Source organism: Pseudomonas sp. BF-RE-22, assembly GCF_019956155.1.
GTDB lineage: Bacteria > Pseudomonadota > Gammaproteobacteria > Pseudomonadales > Pseudomonadaceae > Aquipseudomonas > Aquipseudomonas migulae.
Genome location: NZ_JAHBDD010000033.1, coordinates 225,816 through 243,431, shown reverse-complemented (window position 1 = coordinate 243,431; position 17,616 = coordinate 225,816). Strand labels below are relative to the sequence as shown.

Genomic DNA, 17,616 nt, shown 5'->3' with positions numbered 1-17,616 from the left:
GTCAAGACCCGTTCGCTCGCCGTAACTGTTTTAGTGAACCGTCTTCGCCTGCACCACATTCCCCGCACGATCCTGATCGGCAGGCGTCGGCACCACCGGCGGCAACTGAGCAATCCCCGTGCCCGCACCCGGCGCACCGCCCGAGTTGGCCTTCACCTCAGCCCCACTAATCGTCACACCCCCCGCATCGACCTTGACGAAACTCCCGCCAGCCTTCGCCGTCAGTTCCATCCCGCCTTCAACCACCACTTTATTGCCCGCGTGGTAGTGAATCTCTTCACCCGCCTCAACAAACTGGGCTGTGCCGACTTTGACGTGCTGGGTTACACCGACAGTAAGGTGATCATCCGCCCGCGCTTCAGTCTTGCGATCCAGATGCGTAATCCGATGCTCTTCAACCTTGAACTCGCTGAACACCTTCGCCTCGACCGTGTCATGCCGCTCGTTGCCGATGCGGATTTTCTGGTCGTGTTCGATGTTTTCATCCCAGTCGCGCTGGGCATGCAGGTAGATCTGTTCCGCGCCTTTTTTGTCTTCGATGCGAAATTCGTTGTAGCCCTTGCCGCCCGGTGAGCTGAGGGTCTTGAAGGTGCTGCGGGTTTTGTTCGCCGGCAGGTCGTAGGGGACGACGTTTTCCTTGTGGTACAGGCAGCCGGTGACCAGCGGTTGGTCGGGGTCGCCTTCGAGGAAGGTGACGAGCACTTCCATGCCGACACGCGGGATGGCGATGCCGCCGTAGGCGCTGCCGGCCCAGCCGGTGGCGACGCGCAGCCAGCAACTGGTGTTGTCGTTGGCCTGGCCGTCGCGGTCCCAGTGGAATTGCACTTTGACGCGGCCGTATTCGTCGCAGTGGATTTCCGAGCCGGGTGGGCCGGTGACGATGGCGGTCTGGCTGCCGAGGACTTGCGGTTTCGGGTGTTCGAGGGCAGGGCGGTAGTGCGCGTCCCACGGCGTGGCGAGGAAGCGGTTGCGGTAGCCCTGGTGGAAATCGTCTTTGTTGTGGGTGACGTCGCTGGTGACGTTTGCGCCGAGCACTTGCGGTTGCTTGCCTTCGTGGACCACTTCCAGCAGCAGCCAGAGGTCGTTCCATTCGGCGCGCGGGTGTTCGCTCAGGGCCATGAAGTGACCGCTGACCAGCGTCGGCTGGTCGCCTTTGCCTTCCGCGAGTTTGTAGTCGCTGCGGTGGCGTTCGAGGGCGCGGGTGGCCAGTTGCTTGCCACGGGCACGGTCGGTGAAACGGCCGGGGTAGTCGTAGTCTTCCAGGTCCGGAGCGAACGCACTGGAAGCGGCGCCTTCAGGCAGGATGCGCGGTTTTTCGAAGTCGTAATCGCGGCGGCTGACGCGGCTGGTGCGGGTTTCCAGGCGCAGGTTGAAGCGCTTGATCACCGGTTTCTCGGCGGCCATGCCGGAGTCTTGCTGATAGGCCACGGGCGCCAGTTTGCGGAACACCGTCTGATCGTCGCCGAACACCAGTTTGTGGCCGCTGCTGCTGTGCTGGAAGTGGAAGTGAATGCCTTCTTCTTCGCACAGGCGCTGGATGAAATGCAGGTCGGATTCGTCGTACTGCACGCAGTAGACGCGCTCCGGATAGATCGCGCCGAGCTGGAAGTCATAGGCGTCGGCCAGAATGCCGCGGGCCTCAAGGACCTGGGCGATGATCTTCGGCACCGTCAAATGCTGGAAAATCTGCTGGTCATGGTTGTGGCGCAGGTAGGCCAGTTGCGGCACCAGGCTGATGCTGTAGCGGGTCAGGCTTTTGCCGGAGTCGCCTTGCTCGATGCGATAGACCAGGCCGTGAATGATGCCTTCGCCGGTGGCGCCGAAGGTCAGGCAGCCGGGCTTGTGCAGCAATTCTTCGAGTTTCAGGTCGGGGCGCGCGCTGACCAGTTCGATGTCAAAACAGAAGGGCTGATTGAGGGCTTCGCGACCGACGAAACTGAGTACCTGAAGGTCAGCGGAAACGCCTTCCAGCGTGAGGGAAATATGGATTGCGTTTGCGTCCAGCATGCCTTGAATTCCGTCCTTTGGATAAGCAGGAGCGGATGGTGCAGGATTAAACCGCCTCGTTCAAGGCGCAAATGCCGTAGATGATGGCGTGCCCCGGCATCGGGAAAACCCCTAATGGCACGGTTTCGACCAATAAACACGGGAGCTCTTTGCCTGCGGGCTCATCGATCAATTGCCCCCCGCTGGTCAACGCCGTGCCAGAACAGGGAGTCATTTTCCGACTAAAGTCGTCTGTAGCCGGTAAAAGCCTTCTGCCATCATTGCCGCTCACCCCCGTGTGTCGCCTTCATCCTGGCCAGTTCCTGGTCCGGGGCGAAGCTATTTTCTGGCTTATTGCGCCTTGCGCAAACGCTGCACTGTTGGAGCTTTTTCATGCGTCCCCCTTTTCAACTCATCACCGCGCGCCAGTCACTCGGCTTCGGCGCTTTAGCCCTGTGCGCCGGTTTTACCGTCCAGGCTCAGGCGAGCGGTTTTCTCGATGACACCACGGCGAAGATCGAATCGCGCACGGTGTATTTCAACCGTGATTTTCGTGATGGTCATACGTCCACCGAACAGGGCGCGTCCAAGCGCGAAGAGTCGGCGCAGGGCTTCATTCTTAACCTGCAATCGGGGTACACCGAAGGCACCGTCGGCTTCGGTATCGATGCGCTGGGCATGCTCGGGTTCAAGCTCGATTCCAGCGCCGACAGCAGCAACAGCGGCTTGCTGCCATCGTCGGGTGAAAACCCGCGTGGCTCGAAAGACCAGTACGCTAAACTTGGCCTGACCGCCAAGGTGCGCGTCTCCGACAGCGTATTGAAGTACGGCGCGCTGCTGCCGGACGTGCCGCTGCTCAAGTACAACGACGGGCGTTTGCTGCCGACGATGTTCAACGGCGCGCAGCTCACCTCTAAAGAGATCAAGGACCTGACGTTCATGGCCGCGCGCCTGGACCAGTACACCGCCCGGGACTCGACCGACGCCCAGGACATCCGCGTGCACTGCAAGAACAAGCGCTACGCCTGCAACGTCACCGCCGATCACTTCGACATGTATGGTTTCGACTACAAGATCAATGAGCGCCTGACCGCGCAGTATCACTACGCCGAGCTGGAAGACATCTATCGCCAGCACTTCGTGGGTTTGCTGGCCAGTCAGCCGCTGGGTGAGGGCGTGCTCAAGGCTGATCTGCGCGTGCTCAAGAGTGCCGACAGCGGTGCCGAGCGTGCCGGCTCCATCGACAACCGCGCACTGAGCGGCATGCTCGCGTACGCCATCAGCGGCCACACCTTCAGCGCCGGTTGGCAGCGCATGAACGGCGACAACTCGATGCCGTACCTGGATGGCACCAATCCGTACCTGGTGAACTACGTGCAGGTCAATGACTTCGCCGCCGCGCAGGAGCGTTCGTGGCAACTGCGTTATGACTATGACTTCAAGTCGATCGGCATCAACGGCCTGAGTTTCCTGACCCGTTATGTGAACGGCGACCACATCAAGGTGCTTGGCAGCGATCAGGAAGGGAAGGAGTGGGAGCGCGACAGCGAGCTCAAGTACGTGGTGCAAAGCGGGACGTTCAAGGATGTCAGCCTGCGGCTGCGTAACGCGACATATCGGACCAACTACGAGAAGTTTGCGCGGGATGTGGATGAGACGCGGTTGATTGTGAGTTACAACTTTTCGGTGTTGTGACAGGGAGGCCGCCTTCGCGGGCAAGTCGGGTCGCCGCATCGCTCGCTCCTACAGGTTCTATGGCGCGACGCCTACCTTGTAGGAGCGAGGCTTGCCCGCGAAGAGGCCCTCACATTCAGCCAAGATCCAACTGCTGCCGATACGGCAAATCCGGCCCGGTCTTGCTGCACGTCAGCGCCGCTGCCCGCACCGCAAACTTCAACATCCCGTCGATATGCTCGCGCGCCAGCGATTGCACGCCCTCGACCGAATCCAGTTGCTGCTCGGTCAGCCAGGTAATCAACGCCGCCTGGAACGTATCGCCAGCCCCAACGGTGTCGGCAATCTTCACCGGACAGGCCGGCACCGACCACGAACCGTGATTGCGGCTAAACACCGTCGCACCTTCGCCGCCACGGGTCAGGAACACCACCTGACAGCGATGCTGCAACCAGCCTTCAATCACCTGCTGCGGATCCTGCCCGGGATACAACAGGCTCAGGTCCTCATCGCTGACTTTGATCAGGTCGGCCAGCTCAACCAGCGACGCAACCCGCGAACGCCATAGCTCGATGTTCGGTTCAGGATTGAGCCGCACGTTCGGATCAAGGCTGATCAGGCGCTTGCCACTTTCCCGCTGTACCAGGGCCAGCAACGTGTCGGCAATCGGCTGCACCACCAACGAGAACGAGCCAATGTGCAAGCCGCGCACCTCTGGCCCCAATTCCGGCAAATGCTCCGGTTTCAACTGCCGATCTGCGCAACCTTCACCACGGAAACTGTACTGCGGTGAACCATTGGCACCGACCGCGACCATCGCCAGGGTGGTCGGTGCGGCGAAATCCACCAGGTAATCCGGGCGTACGCCTTCATCTTGCAACACTTGCTGCAAACGCCGGCCCAGATAGTCCGTCGACAACCCGGCAAACAGCGCCGCGTCCACGCCCAAGCGGCGCAAACCGACCGCCACGTTGAAGGGCGAGCCGCCGGCAATCGCCTTGAAATTCACTTTTGAAGCCAGGCCGCTGGCGTCGTCTTCACTGAAGAAATCGAACAGCGCTTCGCCACACACCAGATACATAGTTGTTCACTCTTTAAAGGGTTGCGACATGCTGTTGATAGCGTTCATAGGCCTGCTGACAGGCCGTTACATTTTCTGCAATCGGCAGGGTTTCGCTGGCCGGATCGAGCTTCACGCAGCGCTCGCACAAGTCCGCGAGGCTGTCTTCGTGGCCGTTTGCCCAGGATTTGCACCACGCCGCCTGAATCGCCGCGCCCAGGGCGGCGGCTTCGCTTTGTTCGGTGCAGATCACCTTGGTGTTCATGATGTCGGCGACAATCTGGCGCCACACCTGGCTTTTCGAGCCGCCGCCGATCAGGCAGATGGTGCGGCTTTGTAAGTCATTCTGGCGCAGCAGGTCCAGCCCATAACGCAAACCGAAGGTCGTGCCTTCGACCACGGCGCGGCACAAATTGGCTTGCGTCAGGTTGGTCATGGTCAAGCCCAGCAAGCTGCCGGTGGCGTGGGGCAGGGCGGGGACGCGCTCGCCGTTGAGAAACGGCAGCATGCTCACACCTTCGGCGCCGATTGGTGCTTGCGCGACGAGGGCGTTGAACTGCTCGATATCCAATTCGAACAGGTCGCGAATCACCCCGGTGGCATTGGTCAGGTTCATGGTGCAGATCAGCGGCAACCAGCCACCGCTGGAGGAACAGAACGTCGCGACCGACGCGTCAGTGCTGACGGTCGGTTGATCGGCATAGGCGTACACCGTGCCCGAGGAACCGAGGCTCATGGTGATCGCGCCGGGCCGGATGTTGCCGGTGCCGATAGCGCCCATCATGTTGTCGCCACCGCCGCTGGACACCAGCGCCTTGGGGTTGACGCCCAGGTGCTCGGCGATGCCCGGCAGGATCGTGCCCACCGCTTGATGGGCGTCGATCAGCTCCGGCAGCGCTGCTTGCAAGCGACCGCTGGGGTCAATGTCGCGCAGCAGCTGCAAGTCCCACTGGCGGGTGCGCACGTTGAAATAACCGGTGCCCGAGGCATCGCCGTATTCGCTGCAGCTGCGGCCGGTCAGCCAGTAGTTGAGGTAGTCGTGGGGCAGCAGGATGCGCGCGATCCGGGAAAAAACCTCCGGGTGCTGTTCTTTGGTCCAGAGCAGTTTTGAAACGGTGTAGCCCGGTGCGATGACCACGCCGAGGCGTTCGAGCGAGCCTTTTTTACCGCCAATGTGCGCCAGTAGACGGTCGTTCTCCGGAGTGGATTCGGTGTCACACCAGAGCTTGGCGGGGCGCAGTACCTGGCCTTGATCGTCGAGCAGGACCAGGCCGTGTTGCTGACCGGAAACGCCGATGCCGAGGATGTCCTGGCCGTCGACGTTTGCCGCGATCAGCGCACGACGCGTGGCTGAAGTGAATGCTTCCAGCCATTGTGATGTGTCCTGCTCGCGACGGCCATTGGTGCCGCTGATCAATGTGTGCGCGGCGGCGCCTTGGCCTAGGACCTGACCGCTGTGGGCATCGAGGATGATGGCCTTGGTGCCTTGGGTGCCGCAGTCGATGCCGAGGAATAGTTGTTGGTTTGCCATGGGAGGTCCTTGGTGTGTCAGGTCGATCGGGGTGAAGCCATTCGCGGGCAAGCCTCGCTCCTACAGGGGATCTTTAGTGGACGCGGATTTTGTGTACGACACCGATCCAATGTGGGAGCGAGCCTGCTCGCGATGACGGCGGTGATTTCACCGCCGCATTACGCCAACACCCGCTCCAACGTCCGCGTCACACCCACCTCACGCAAACTGTTGCAGCACCACTCAAACGCCGCGACAAACTCCGGAGAATGCGCAATCGCCGTACCAAAAATCTCCTCCACCCCCAGCAGCCGCTGGGTCATCAACGCATCATCGGCCACCAGCGCCTGACAAAACGCCGCCCGAGGATCGGGAATGGCGTAGGTATCACCATTCTCGTCCACGCCCTTCAAATACAATACCCAAGCCGCCACCACCAGCGCCGCACGCTTGGTCTCCCGGCCATCGGCAATCAAGCGGTTGATGGTCGGAATGGTGAACTTGGGAAACTTCGACGAACCGTCCGAGCACACACGCTCCAGCTGATCGGCAATCGCCTGATTGGAAAAGCGCTCCACCAGGGTGTTCTTGTAATCAGTCAGATCAATCCCCGGCACGGACGACAGTTGCGGTGTCACGTCCAGGTCCATGTAGGCGCGCATGTAACGCACGAACAGCGGGTCGTTCATGGTTTCGTGAACGAAGCGGTAACCCTTCAAAAAACCCAGGTACGTCAGCGCCAGGTGACTGCCGTTGAGCAGTTTGATTTTCATCTCTTCGTACGGCGTGACGTCGTCGGTGAATTGCACGCCGACCTTTTCCCAGGCCGGGCGACCGTTGACGAACTTGTCCTCCAGTACCCACTGCACAAACGGTTCGCAGACCACCGGCCAGGCATCGTCGACGGCGTGTTTGTCGGCCAGTTGCAGGCGATGTTCGGTGCTGGTCATTGGTGTGATGCGGTCGACCATCGCATTCGGAAAGCTGACGTTTGCGGCGATCCAGTCGTGCAGGTCTGCATCGCGCAGCGCGGCGAAGGCCAGCAGCGCTTTGCGGGTGACCGCGCCGTTGTGCGGCAGGTTATCGCAGGACATCAAGGTGAACGCCGGCGTGCCCACAGCCCGGCGTTTGGCCAGCGCGGCGCAGAGAAAACCGAACACGGTTTTCGGCGAATCCGGGTGCGCGAGGTCGTGCTGGATCTGCGGCAGGTGGGCCATGAATTCGCCGTTGCTGTCGTCGATGCAGTAACCGCCCTCGGTGATGGTCAGCGAGACGATGCGGATTTCGGGACTCGACAGTTTGTCGATCAACGCTTGCGCGCCGTCCTCGGCCAGCAGCATGTCGCGGATCGCGCCGATGACCCGGACTTCAGTGTCATCGGTGTCGCCGAGTTCAAACAGGGTGAACAGGTAATCCTGCTCCTTCAGGTCGTCCCGGGCGCGGCGGTCTTCGGCGCGCAGGCCGACGCCGCAAATCGCCCAGTCCAGGCCTTCGCCAGTGTTCATCAAGGCGTCGGTGTAATACGCCTGATGGGCGCGGTGGAAGCCGCCGACGCCAATGTGCGCGATGCCTTGGCGAGTGTCGCTCAGGGCGTAGGCGGGCAGGACCACTTCGGGAGCGAGGTGGTGCAGGTTCTGTTTATTCAGTTTCATCACAGGCTCTCTGAAATCAGGCCGCTGCGCGCAACGGGCGGGTCAGCGCCACGCCGTCGGCATCGAATAAATGGCAGTGTTCGGCGTCCAGGTGCAGGCTCAGCGCCTCGCCATAACGGCTAGCCAGATCGCCGCGAACCCGCATGGTCAGCGCTTCACCAGAGGCGGTCCGGACGTGGCAGAAGGTGTCGCTGCCCAGTCGTTCGCTGACGTCGGCGGTGACCTGCAAGGTGCAGTCGCCGGTTCGTGCCAGTTCCAGATGTTCCGGGCGAATGCCCAGCGTCACCGCGCCACCGATGCTCAGGCTGGCACCGCTCAGCGGCAACGTGATGCGGGTGCCGGCATCGAGCGCCACTTCGCAGCTTTGGCTGTCGACACGGGTGACTTTGCCCTTGAGGAAGCCCATTTTCGGCGTGCCGAGAAAGCCTGCGACAAACAGGTTGGCTGGCTGGTGATACAGGTCCAGCGGCGAGCCGACCTGCTCGATCTTGCCGCCATTGAGCACGACCACTTTGTCGGCCATGGTCATGGCTTCCACCTGGTCGTGGGTCACGTAGATCATCGTCGCTTGCAGTTCTTTGTGCAGGCGCAACAGTTCCAGGCGCATCTGTACGCGCAGCGCCGCGTCGAGGTTGGACAGCGGTTCGTCGAACAGGAAAATTTTCGGGTTGCGCACGATGGCGCGGCCGATGGCCACGCGTTGACGCTGACCGCCCGACAGTTGCTTCGGCTTGCGCTCCAGCATCGGCCCGAGCTCAAGGATGCGCGCCGCTTCGCCGACTTTCTTCTCGACTTCGGCTTTCGGTACGCCGGCCAGATCGAGGGCAAACGACATGTTTTTGCGCACGCTCATGTGCGGGTACAGGGCGTAGGTCTGGAACACCATCGCCAGGTCACGCTTGGCCGGGCTGACTTCGGTGATGTCGCGGCCGTCGAGTTCGATGCTGCCGCCGCTGACTTCTTCCAGGCCTGCGATCAGGCGCAGCAGGGTGGACTTGCCGCAGCCGGACGGGCCGACGAAGACCACGAATTCCTTGTCGTTCACTTCCAGGTCGATGCCTTTGATGATGGAAAAGCCTTCGAAGCCTTTTTGCAGATTCTTGATTTTCAGGTTGGCCATGGTGATGGGCCTCCGCTTGTTTTTATTCGGGTTAAACCGGACAGGCTTTTCGTAGGAGCCAGGCTTTCCGGCGAAAGCGATCTCACGGACGCCTTCGCCGGCAAGCCGTGCTCCTACAGGGATCGGTTACCGGATTATTTCACCGCGCCAAACGACAGGCCGCGGACCAGTTGTTTCTGGCTGATCCAGCCGAAGATCAGGATCGGCGCGCAGGCCAGGGTCGACACCGCCGACAACTTGGCCCAGAACAACCCTTCGGGGCTTGAGTACGAAGCGATCAGCGCGGTCAGTGGCGCGGCTTTCGACGAGGTCAGGTTCAGCGACCAGAAGGCTTCGTTCCAGCACAGGATCAGCGACAGCAACACTGTGGAAGCCAAACCGCCCTTGGCAATCGGCAACAACACGCGAACCATTTCCTGCCACAGCGTGGCGCCGTCCAGACGCGCGGCTTCGAGGATGTCCTTGGGGATGTCCTTGAAGTAGGTGTAAATCATCCAGACCACGATGGGCAGGTTGATCAGCGTGTAGATCACGATCAGTGCGATGCGTGTGTCGAGCAGGCCAAAGCTCTTGGCCAGCAGGTAGATCGGCATCAGCACGCCCACCGGCGGCAGCATCTTGGTCGAGAGCATCCACAGCAGCGTGCCTTTGGTGCGCTGGGTTTCGTAGAACGCCATCGAGTAGGCCGCCGGCACCGCGATCAGCAGGCACAACGCCGTGGCGCTGAAGGAAATCACCACCGAGTTCCAGGCAAAACTGAAGTAATCGCTGCGCTCGTTGATGTGCAGGTAGTTCTCCAGCGTCGGTGTGAAGATGAATTGCGGCGGCGTGGCGAACGCGTCGATTTCGGTTTTGAAACTGGTCAGCACCATCCAGAAAATCGGGAAGAAGATCAGGATCGCGATGGCCCAGGCCAGTGTGCCGAGCAGCACACTTTGCAGACGACGGGATTGTTGAAGGGTCATGGCGCGGGCCTCAGGCTTTGTCTGTCAGGTTTTTGCCGATCATGCGCACCAGCACAATGGCCGCGATGTTGGCGATCACCACCGCAATCAAACCGCCGGCGGACGCCATGCCGACGTCGAACTGCACCAGCGCCTGGTTGTAGATCAGGTAGGCGAGGTTGGTCGAGGCGTAGCCGGGGCCGCCGTTGGTGGTGGTGAAGATTTCGGCGAACACCGAGAGCAGGAAGATCGTTTCGATCATCACCACGACGGCAATCGGTCGTGCCAGGTGCGGCAGGGTCAGGTGCCAGAAGATCGCAATCGGCCCGGCACCGTCGAGGCGCGCGGCTTCTTTCTGTTCCTGGTCGAGGGACTGCATGGCGGTCATCAGGATCAGGATCGCGAAGGGCAGCCATTGCCAGGACACAATGATGATGATCGACAGCAGCGGGTAGTGCGCCAGCCAGTCCACCGGTTGCGCGCCGAACAGTTTCCAGACGTAGGCGAGAATCCCCGACACCGGGTGGAAAATCAGGTTCTTCCAGATCAGCGCACCGACGGTGGGCATGATGAAAAACGGCGAGATCAACATCACCCGCACGACGCCGCGACCGAGAAAATCACTGGCCTCCAGCAGCGCACTGATCAACACCCCGAGCACCACACTGATCAGCAATACGCTGCCGACCAGCAACAACGTGTTGGTGGCGCCGGGCATGAACCCGGAGTCCGTCAGGAAGTAGGTGAAGTTCTCAAGCCCCACGAACTCGTTCTCGCCCGGGTTGAGCAGGTTGTAGCGGATCATCGAGAAGTAAACAGTCATGCCCAGCGGCACGATCATCCACAGCAGCAGCAAGGCCACCGAGGGGCTGACCAGAAACCAGCCAGGGTTGGCCAACCGGCTTTTACGCACCGGCTGGGGAATGTCCATGTGAGCTTTGGCAGTTGAAATATTCATGGCGTTAAACCGTTAAGAACAGACAAATGAAGATCAACTGTAGGAGCGAGCGGTGCGGCGATCCGACTTGCCCGCGAAAGCGATGGTTCTGGCGAAAGATATTTGTCGGATGTACCGACGCTTTCGCGGGCAAGCCTCGCTCCTACAGGGGGCTTTGCGAGGTTACTTGGGGTAACCCGCGCGCTTCATCTCGCGCTCTGTAGTTTGCTGGGCGGCGGTCAGGGCCTGGTCGACCGTGGTCTGACCGATCAGCGCCGCCGAGAACGACTTGCCTACCTGAGTGCCAATGCCCTGGAACTCGGGGATGGTCACCAGCTGAATGCCGATGTAGGGCACCGGCTTGAGCGTCGGCTTGCTTGGGTCCGCCGTTTTCAGCGACTCAAGCGTGACCTTGGCAAATGGCGCGGCGCTCATGTACGCCTGGCTGTAAGTCGAGGCCCGCGTGCCTGGCGGTACGTTGGCAATGCCGTCCTTTTCCGCGACCAGTGCGCCGTACTCCTTGGAGGTTGCCCAGGCACTGAAGGTCTTCGCCGCGTCCTTGGCTTTGGAGCTGGTTGGAATCGCCAGCGCCCATGAATAGAGCCAGGCCGAGCCTTTTTCAGTGGTCTGGTGCGGCGCGTAGGTGAAGCCCACGTGCTCGCTGACCTTGCTCTGGGTTTTGTCGGTGACGAACGAGCCGGCGACGCTGGCATCGACCCAGATCGCGCATTTACCGCTGTTGAACAGCGCCAGGTTTTCGTTGAAACCGTTGCTCGACGCGCCCGGCGGGCCTGACTTCTTCATGGTGTCGACGTAGAAATTCAGGGCGTTTTTCCACTCGGGGCCGGTGAATTCCGGTTGCCACTTCTCATCGAACCAGCGCGCGCCATAAGCATTGGCGACGGTGGTGATCAGCGCCATGTTCTCGCCCCAGCCGGCCTTGCCGCGCAGGCAGATGCCGTACTGCTCTTTATCCTTGTTGGTGAGTTTGCCGGCGAATTCGCCGATCTGTTCCCAGGTCGGATGTTCCGGCATGGTCAGCCCGGCGTCCTTGAACAGGTCGGTGCGGTAATAGGTGATGGAGCTTTCGGCGTAGAACGGCAAGGCATACAGCGAACCCTTGACTGACAGGCCTTCACGCACCGAAGGGAACACGTCGTCGAGGTCATAAGTGGCCGGCAAATCCTTCATCGGTTCCAGCCAGCCCTTGGCGCCCCAGAGTGCAGCTTCGTACATGCCGATGGTCAGCACGTCGAACTGCCCGCCCTGAGTGGCGATGTCGGTGGTCAGGCGCTGACGCAGGACGTTTTCTTCGAGCACCACCCAATTGAGCTTGATGTCCGGGTGCTCGGCCTCGAAGGTTTTCGAGAGCTTTTGCATGCGGATCATGTCGCTGTTGTTGACGGTGGCGATGGTCAGGGTCTGAGCGCCGAGGCTGACGCTGCTGAGGGTCATGCAGGTGAGGGCTAGCAGAGCTTTTACAGAAGGTTGCATCGTGCACTCCTTTTCTGCACCCGGTGGGGACAGAAGGACGGTTATTGTTTTTGTGTCTTCCGGGGCAGGAAGAATGTGCGCTGATTACAGCCTTCAATTGAGGATGAGACAAATCATCCATCGCACTTGAATTGATACTATTTTGCACTGCTGTCAGGGGTGGGGGATGCAGGGATAGGCGTTGCAGCGGTGTGCGGGGATAGAATTTGTACAGGTTTTAGGGCGCCTTCGCGGGCAAGCCTCGCTCCTACAGGGGGGTGCGCAATTCCTGTAGGAGCGAGGCTTGCCCGCGAAGGCGATCTGGAAATCAACGCATGACGCGAATGGATTAACCCAGGTTTTGTTCAGTCAACCGCTGCACCGCCAACCGCCGATAGTGCGATGGCGTCATGCCTTTCAACTGCTGAAAACGCCGATTGAAATTGGAGATATTGTTGAAGCCCGACTCGAAGCACACATCGGTCACCGGTTTGTCGCCGTCAGCCAGCAGTTCACAGGATTTGCTGATGCGCAGCCGGTTGACGAACTCGATGAAGCAGCGCCCGGTGGCTTGCTTGAACACGCGACTGAAATAGGTCGGCTTCATGCCCAGGTGTTCGGCGACTTCCTCCAGTGGCAGTTCACGGGCGTAGTGGGCAAAGATGTAATCCACCGCGCGGTTGGTGCGATCGATATTGTGTTCATCCGCCAGTTGCGGCGTTGTGGCACCGGACAGCAGTTGGTAGTCGTCGGTGGCTGCGAGCAGCTCCAGCAAAATGAAGAAGTGCCCGAGGCGGGTCATGCCTTTGGTGTCGGCGATTCGCTGCATCAAGGTCATCGCCTGGCGGATGGTGTGCTTGCAGCGAAACTCGATGCCGTACTGCGCGCGCTCCAGCAAGGGCGCCAGTGTCTTGAGTTCGGCAAACACCTGGTGGCCGCTCTCGAACAGCTCGTCGGTGAAGTTGACCAGCATGTCCCGCTTGGGCACCACTTCGTCTTCGGCGACCTGGCTGATCCAGTTGTGGGGCAGGTTGGGGCCGGTGAGGAAGAGAGTTTCCGGATAGAAGTTGCCGATGTAGTCGCCAATGAACACCTTGCCGGAGCTGGCGACGATCAGGTGCAGTTCGTATTCCTTGTGAAAATGCCAGCGCACCAAGGGGCAGGGGAAACCGTGCTGGCGATAGATGATCGACAACCCGTTATGGTCGTCCATCAGTTCGTAGGAAGGATCGGTGACTCTGGCAGTCCGGGTCATATCAGGGCGCTTTTATTGTTATTGCGCCCTGATCATGCCTCTTTACCGGCCGACATTGCCAGCCTGGGGCATGTCGACCGACGTCATGCGCCCGGTTACGGATGCAGGGCGCTGCCATAAACCGCCTTCATGCTCGACGCGCTCCAGCAGTAACGCACGATGTCTGACTCATCGAAAAAGTCGGTGCTGACAATGCTGCATCGCGTCACCCAGTCCCGGGTCGGGTTGAACCAGGCGTTGATCTGGTTCTTGATGTCTTGAGGCCCGCCCAGAAAGCCATAGCTGGTGGCCGATAACGACCAGAGAAAGCTCTCGAACGGTGCGTCTTGCAGCTCGTTGGCAATGTGGCGTTCCAGTTCCGCCGTGTCGGTGAAGGTTTCGCCGCTCCATTTGTGCGGGATGCGCGGCCAGAAGTAATCATCGTCCAGCCCCCGCACAACGTGCGCTGCCAGCACCAGCCTGCGGCGGGTGCTCATGCGTTTGAGTTGACCCACCGTTTTCGACGCGTCGTAGGACGGTATGACTCGGTGCCCGAGTCGACTCACCAGCAGGTCATTGAGTTTCTTGTGGTCAAAACGCTTGGCACCGTCGCCCATTTGGTGGAAGTCGAAGACGATGAACTCGTCCGGGTTTTGATCAAGAAACGCGGTTGTCGCGTCGATCAGCTCATCAAGGACACGATGAGACTGAAAGCCATTGTGATGAAAGTAGAAGATCGATTGATCGTGCCCCTCGGTGTAACCAAGTCGGATATCAAATGCCCGTGCACCATTGGCCAGTTGCCACGCAAATGAATCGTTTTGGCCCGTGGTCCAGTTACCAATGACAACATCATAGTTGGGGGCTTTTTTGTCCATGCCACTGTTGTGAGTGCCTGGCCAGATCAAGTCGGTCAACTTCAGGCGGTCGATGTCGAGCACATTACTCATCCATTTTTTTTTGTCGAGCGTACCTTGTAAAGATTGGGTCATTGTCATTCCTGATAGTGGCTTCAGCCCATCCGTGGGATGAAGTGGATATATGTAATTTCAAGCATAGAGCTGCGTTCCGACATTGCCAGCGACGGAAACATCTGCACAAATTAATAGTGTCAGGCGTTGGCTTTGATCAGATTGGCCATCCGGCAATGGCTGACCAGATTCGATGTTTCAAAAAAGTCCGCATTGATAATGCTGCACTTCAGAATCCACTCGCTGACGGCCGGGTCAAACCATTGATCAAGCTGCTCGCCGATGTTCACCGGGCCGCCCACGGCATGGTAACTGGTGGCGGAGAGCGACCATGGCATGTCGCTGGTTGGCGGGTATCGCATGACCTGCGAGATATGCGCGTTCAGCTCACTGATGCTGGTCGTCCCGATTCCGCTCCATTCGTGCGGAATGTACCGGCAAAACAAGGTGGCATCGAAGCTCGGGTGATATTCGGCGGCAACCAGCACACGCCGGGCATGACTGGCCCGTTTCAATTGACCGAGTGTCAGGTCCGCATTCCTGTAAGGAATTATCCGGTCACCCAAATGAGTCATCAGCAGGCGGTTGAACTCCCGATGGTCAAAGGCCTGGTTGCCTGCATTCAACTGATGAAAATCCAGCACGATGAACTCATCGGGGTTTTCCTGCAGAAACCGGATCACGCTCGTGATCAGGTCTTCCAGGGAGCGGGAGGAGCGAAAACCGTTGTGCTGGCACCAGAAGGTTCCGACGCCATTGCGACCGATTTCATACTCCAGCCTGACATCGAGCGCGCGGGCGCCTTGGGTCAATTGATAGTAGAACGTATGGGTCTGGCAAGCGGCCCAGTGACTGATGCCCGGCGCCGCATACGAGGCCTTTTTGTCCACGCCGGCATTATGCGCGCCAGGTAAAACAAGTTCCGCAAGCGTGAGTGAATCAATGGCCGGAAGTTGGGTCATCCAGCGATGGGTGGTAAATGATTGGTTGTTGTAGAGGAAATTAAGATTAGTTGCTGTTAGATCGTTATTCATTGTGCGTCCTTGCACAGTAGGTTAATCGTCAGAGGAGACGATTCTAACGATCAAGTGTCATCTTTAGTTCGGTTTTTCGCTTCAATCCATTGCGCCATGTATTGAGTGCTTTTATGTTGGTGGTGGCGCAACATACTACCGGTAAAGTTGTCCCGTCTTAGTGTCGACAGGTGCTGTTGGCAATACTCGAGTTTTGCAATCAACGCCGGGCCGTGGGTGTGCAGCTGATAACGTTCGGCCAGCAGTTCCAGGCCAACAGCCTGGGCGTTCGACCATTGGGCCTGGTCTTTATAGAGTTGCACTGCGCTATCGGCAAACTCGCGTGCCGTGCGGGTCACGGCGCCCGGCCAGGGGCCTTGGCCATACATCGCTTCGGCACCGATCGGCGTGGTGACATTCGGTGTACCGCAAATCATCGCGTCGACGATTTTGCCCTTGATGCCCGCACCGAAACGCAATGGCGCCAGGCACACGCGAGCGGCCGACATCACTTGCAACGCGTCTTCTGCCCAGTTCATTACATGGAAACCTTGCGCCGCATTGTGCAGCGCGGTCGCCTTGGGTGGCGTGTAGGCCCCGTAGATGAGCAAACGAGCGGTGGGTAACTGCTCGCGAATCAGTGGCCAAATGGTGGTTTTCATCCAGAGCACCGCATCCCAGTTGGGCGCGTGACGGAAGTTGCCAATACTGAGGAAGTCCGTGCGCTCCTCAAAACCCGCCAGCGGCGCGCTCGGTAGGTCGACCATCAACGGGCACCAGTGCAGCAGGCTGCGCGGCACCTTGAACTGCTCGACCAGCAATTCGATTTCCGTTTCGGAAATCATCAGGTTCAAGTCGCAGCGATACAACGCAGCGATTTCCCGTTTCGCCAGATCGGTGTCGGCCATCAGTTCGAATTCTTCACGCAAGGCCGGTGCGAACAGCCCGCTGAAGTCATTGTCATCGTCGCTCGCCTTCAACCGGTCCTTGAGCCGTTGATGCCGGGCATGGCGCAGGCTTTGCAAATCTTGCGTTCCGAGCACGCGCAAGGCATCGGGGCAGTGCTTCTCGACACGCCAGCCGAACTGTTCTTCCATCATGAATTGCTCGAACAGCACGATGTCCGGCGCCAGTTCGCGGACAAACACATCGAAACTGCTGTTGTTCAGTTCGATCGGCACTTCACGAATGCCCAGCGCCGTCAGGTCTTCCTGATGTTCGCCAGCACCGGCCGGGCTGCTGAAGGTCACGTCCCAACCTTGTTGCAGAAACGTCCCGAGCAGTTGCATCACATACCCACCCGCTGCGGAAGAGCGTGGCTCGGGCCAGACGTAGCCGATAACCAGGACTTTGGTGGCGCGGGGCAGACTCATGCGGGGAGATTCCTTGAAGCGGGCAGGGGAATAAAAGCGGGGCGCAATTAAACCACAGCCGAGGACGATTCCTCAGCCCGCTCAACGAAGGCTAGGCATTGTCGAGAATGCCTTTGACCTTGTCGCGCAATTGATCAATGGAAAACGGTTTGCCGATCACATGCATTCCGGCGGGCACCTCAATATTTTCTGCGTAGCCGCTGGCAAACAGGACGGGCAGTTCCGGGCGTACCATGCGCGCCTGCGTGGCCAGTTCGCGGCCATCCATGACCGGCAAACCGACGTCGGTCATCATCAGATCGATGTATTGATCTTCATCATTGAGAAATGCCAGCGCCTGCTCGCATCCGTCAGCTTCCAGTACCTTGAATTCCAGCTCCTCCAGCACATCGACGATCAGCATGCGCACAATGTCGTCGTCTTCAACGACCAGGATGATGGATTGTTCAGCGGACATAATGGGGCTCTCGACAGTTGAGTTCGCAGTGACCGGTCCGATCAAAAACGCCGGGCGTTAGCATGAGTAAGTAACGGAACCCGACAAGTTCCCGACCCCGCTGGAAAAAGAATAGCCGTACCAGGGTGGACAAGGATAACCGCTCCTTTGCGCTGGGGCAGTTGAATGTAGGATTTCGCGCACAATCACGTCAGAAAATTGGATCAATGCGG

Annotated in this window: 14 protein-coding genes; 1 reads left to right on the top strand and 13 read right to left on the bottom strand. The window is 59.4% G+C overall.

Annotated features, from left to right (window positions below; translation table 11 throughout):
- Nucleotides 1-30 precede the first annotated feature (30 nt).
- Nucleotides 31-2,007 carry a type VI secretion system tip protein VgrG gene (locus tag KGA82_RS17640; protein WP_223451586.1) on the bottom strand — a complete coding sequence of 659 codons (1,977 nt, stop codon included), beginning with the start codon at nucleotides 2,005-2,007 and terminating at the stop codon, nucleotides 31-33.
- A 372-nt stretch (nucleotides 2,008-2,379) separates the two neighbouring features.
- Between KGA82_RS17640 and KGA82_RS17635 the strand changes: the two genes are divergently transcribed.
- Nucleotides 2,380-3,681: an OprD family porin gene (locus KGA82_RS17635; protein ID WP_008044248.1), complete on the top strand. Its 1,302-nt coding sequence runs from the start codon at nucleotides 2,380-2,382 to the stop codon at nucleotides 3,679-3,681.
- Nucleotides 3,682-3,796: 115 nt separating this feature from the next.
- On the opposite strand, the gene KGA82_RS17630 is transcribed toward KGA82_RS17635, so the two are convergent.
- The 12 genes from KGA82_RS17630 to KGA82_RS17575 all read right to left on the bottom strand — a co-directional run bounded on the left by KGA82_RS17630 (nucleotide 3,797) and on the right by KGA82_RS17575 (nucleotide 17,404).
- Nucleotides 3,797-4,741 carry a carbohydrate kinase family protein gene (locus tag KGA82_RS17630; RefSeq protein ID WP_223451584.1) on the bottom strand — a complete coding sequence of 315 codons (945 nt, stop codon included), beginning with the start codon at nucleotides 4,739-4,741 and terminating at the stop codon, nucleotides 3,797-3,799.
- Between the two features lie 13 nt (nucleotides 4,742-4,754).
- Nucleotides 4,755-6,251: a xylulokinase gene (xylB, locus tag KGA82_RS17625; protein WP_223451576.1), complete on the bottom strand. Its 1,497-nt coding sequence runs from the start codon at nucleotides 6,249-6,251 to the stop codon at nucleotides 4,755-4,757.
- A gap of 158 nt (nucleotides 6,252-6,409) precedes the next feature.
- The gene (locus KGA82_RS17620; RefSeq protein WP_223451574.1) at nucleotides 6,410-7,882 is read right to left on the bottom strand and encodes a mannitol dehydrogenase family protein; all 1,473 of its coding nucleotides are present in this window, start codon (nucleotides 7,880-7,882) and stop codon (nucleotides 6,410-6,412) included.
- 16 nt (nucleotides 7,883-7,898) lie between these two features.
- A complete protein-coding gene (locus KGA82_RS17615) occupies nucleotides 7,899-9,002 on the bottom strand; it encodes an ABC transporter ATP-binding protein (protein WP_223451573.1) in 1,104 nt (367 codons plus the stop codon).
- A 134-nt stretch (nucleotides 9,003-9,136) separates the two neighbouring features.
- Complete coding sequence (locus KGA82_RS17610; protein WP_008026557.1) at nucleotides 9,137-9,967, bottom strand: carbohydrate ABC transporter permease; 831 nt, start codon at nucleotides 9,965-9,967, stop codon at nucleotides 9,137-9,139.
- A 10-nt stretch (nucleotides 9,968-9,977) separates the two neighbouring features.
- Nucleotides 9,978-10,904, bottom strand: coding sequence for a carbohydrate ABC transporter permease (locus KGA82_RS17605; RefSeq protein ID WP_032828623.1), 927 nt, complete (start codon nucleotides 10,902-10,904; stop codon nucleotides 9,978-9,980).
- 162 nt (nucleotides 10,905-11,066) lie between these two features.
- Nucleotides 11,067-12,377: an ABC transporter substrate-binding protein gene (locus KGA82_RS17600; protein WP_223451571.1), complete on the bottom strand. Its 1,311-nt coding sequence runs from the start codon at nucleotides 12,375-12,377 to the stop codon at nucleotides 11,067-11,069.
- Between the two features lie 328 nt (nucleotides 12,378-12,705).
- Complete coding sequence (locus tag KGA82_RS17595; protein WP_008026553.1) at nucleotides 12,706-13,611, bottom strand: AraC family transcriptional regulator; 906 nt, start codon at nucleotides 13,609-13,611, stop codon at nucleotides 12,706-12,708.
- A 95-nt stretch (nucleotides 13,612-13,706) separates the two neighbouring features.
- The gene (locus tag KGA82_RS17590) at nucleotides 13,707-14,582 is read right to left on the bottom strand and encodes a phospholipase (protein ID WP_223451569.1); all 876 of its coding nucleotides are present in this window, start codon (nucleotides 14,580-14,582) and stop codon (nucleotides 13,707-13,709) included.
- A 119-nt stretch (nucleotides 14,583-14,701) separates the two neighbouring features.
- Complete coding sequence (locus tag KGA82_RS17585) at nucleotides 14,702-15,595, bottom strand: phospholipase (protein WP_223451567.1); 894 nt, start codon at nucleotides 15,593-15,595, stop codon at nucleotides 14,702-14,704.
- A 50-nt stretch (nucleotides 15,596-15,645) separates the two neighbouring features.
- Nucleotides 15,646-16,947, bottom strand: a complete 1,302-nt coding sequence (locus KGA82_RS17580; protein ID WP_223451565.1) for a glycosyltransferase — start codon at nucleotides 16,945-16,947, stop codon at nucleotides 15,646-15,648.
- A gap of 91 nt (nucleotides 16,948-17,038) precedes the next feature.
- Nucleotides 17,039-17,404 (bottom strand): response regulator, encoded by a 366-nt coding sequence (locus tag KGA82_RS17575; RefSeq protein WP_223451563.1) that lies wholly within the window; start codon nucleotides 17,402-17,404, stop codon nucleotides 17,039-17,041.
- Between the last annotated feature and the right edge of the window lie 212 nt (nucleotides 17,405-17,616).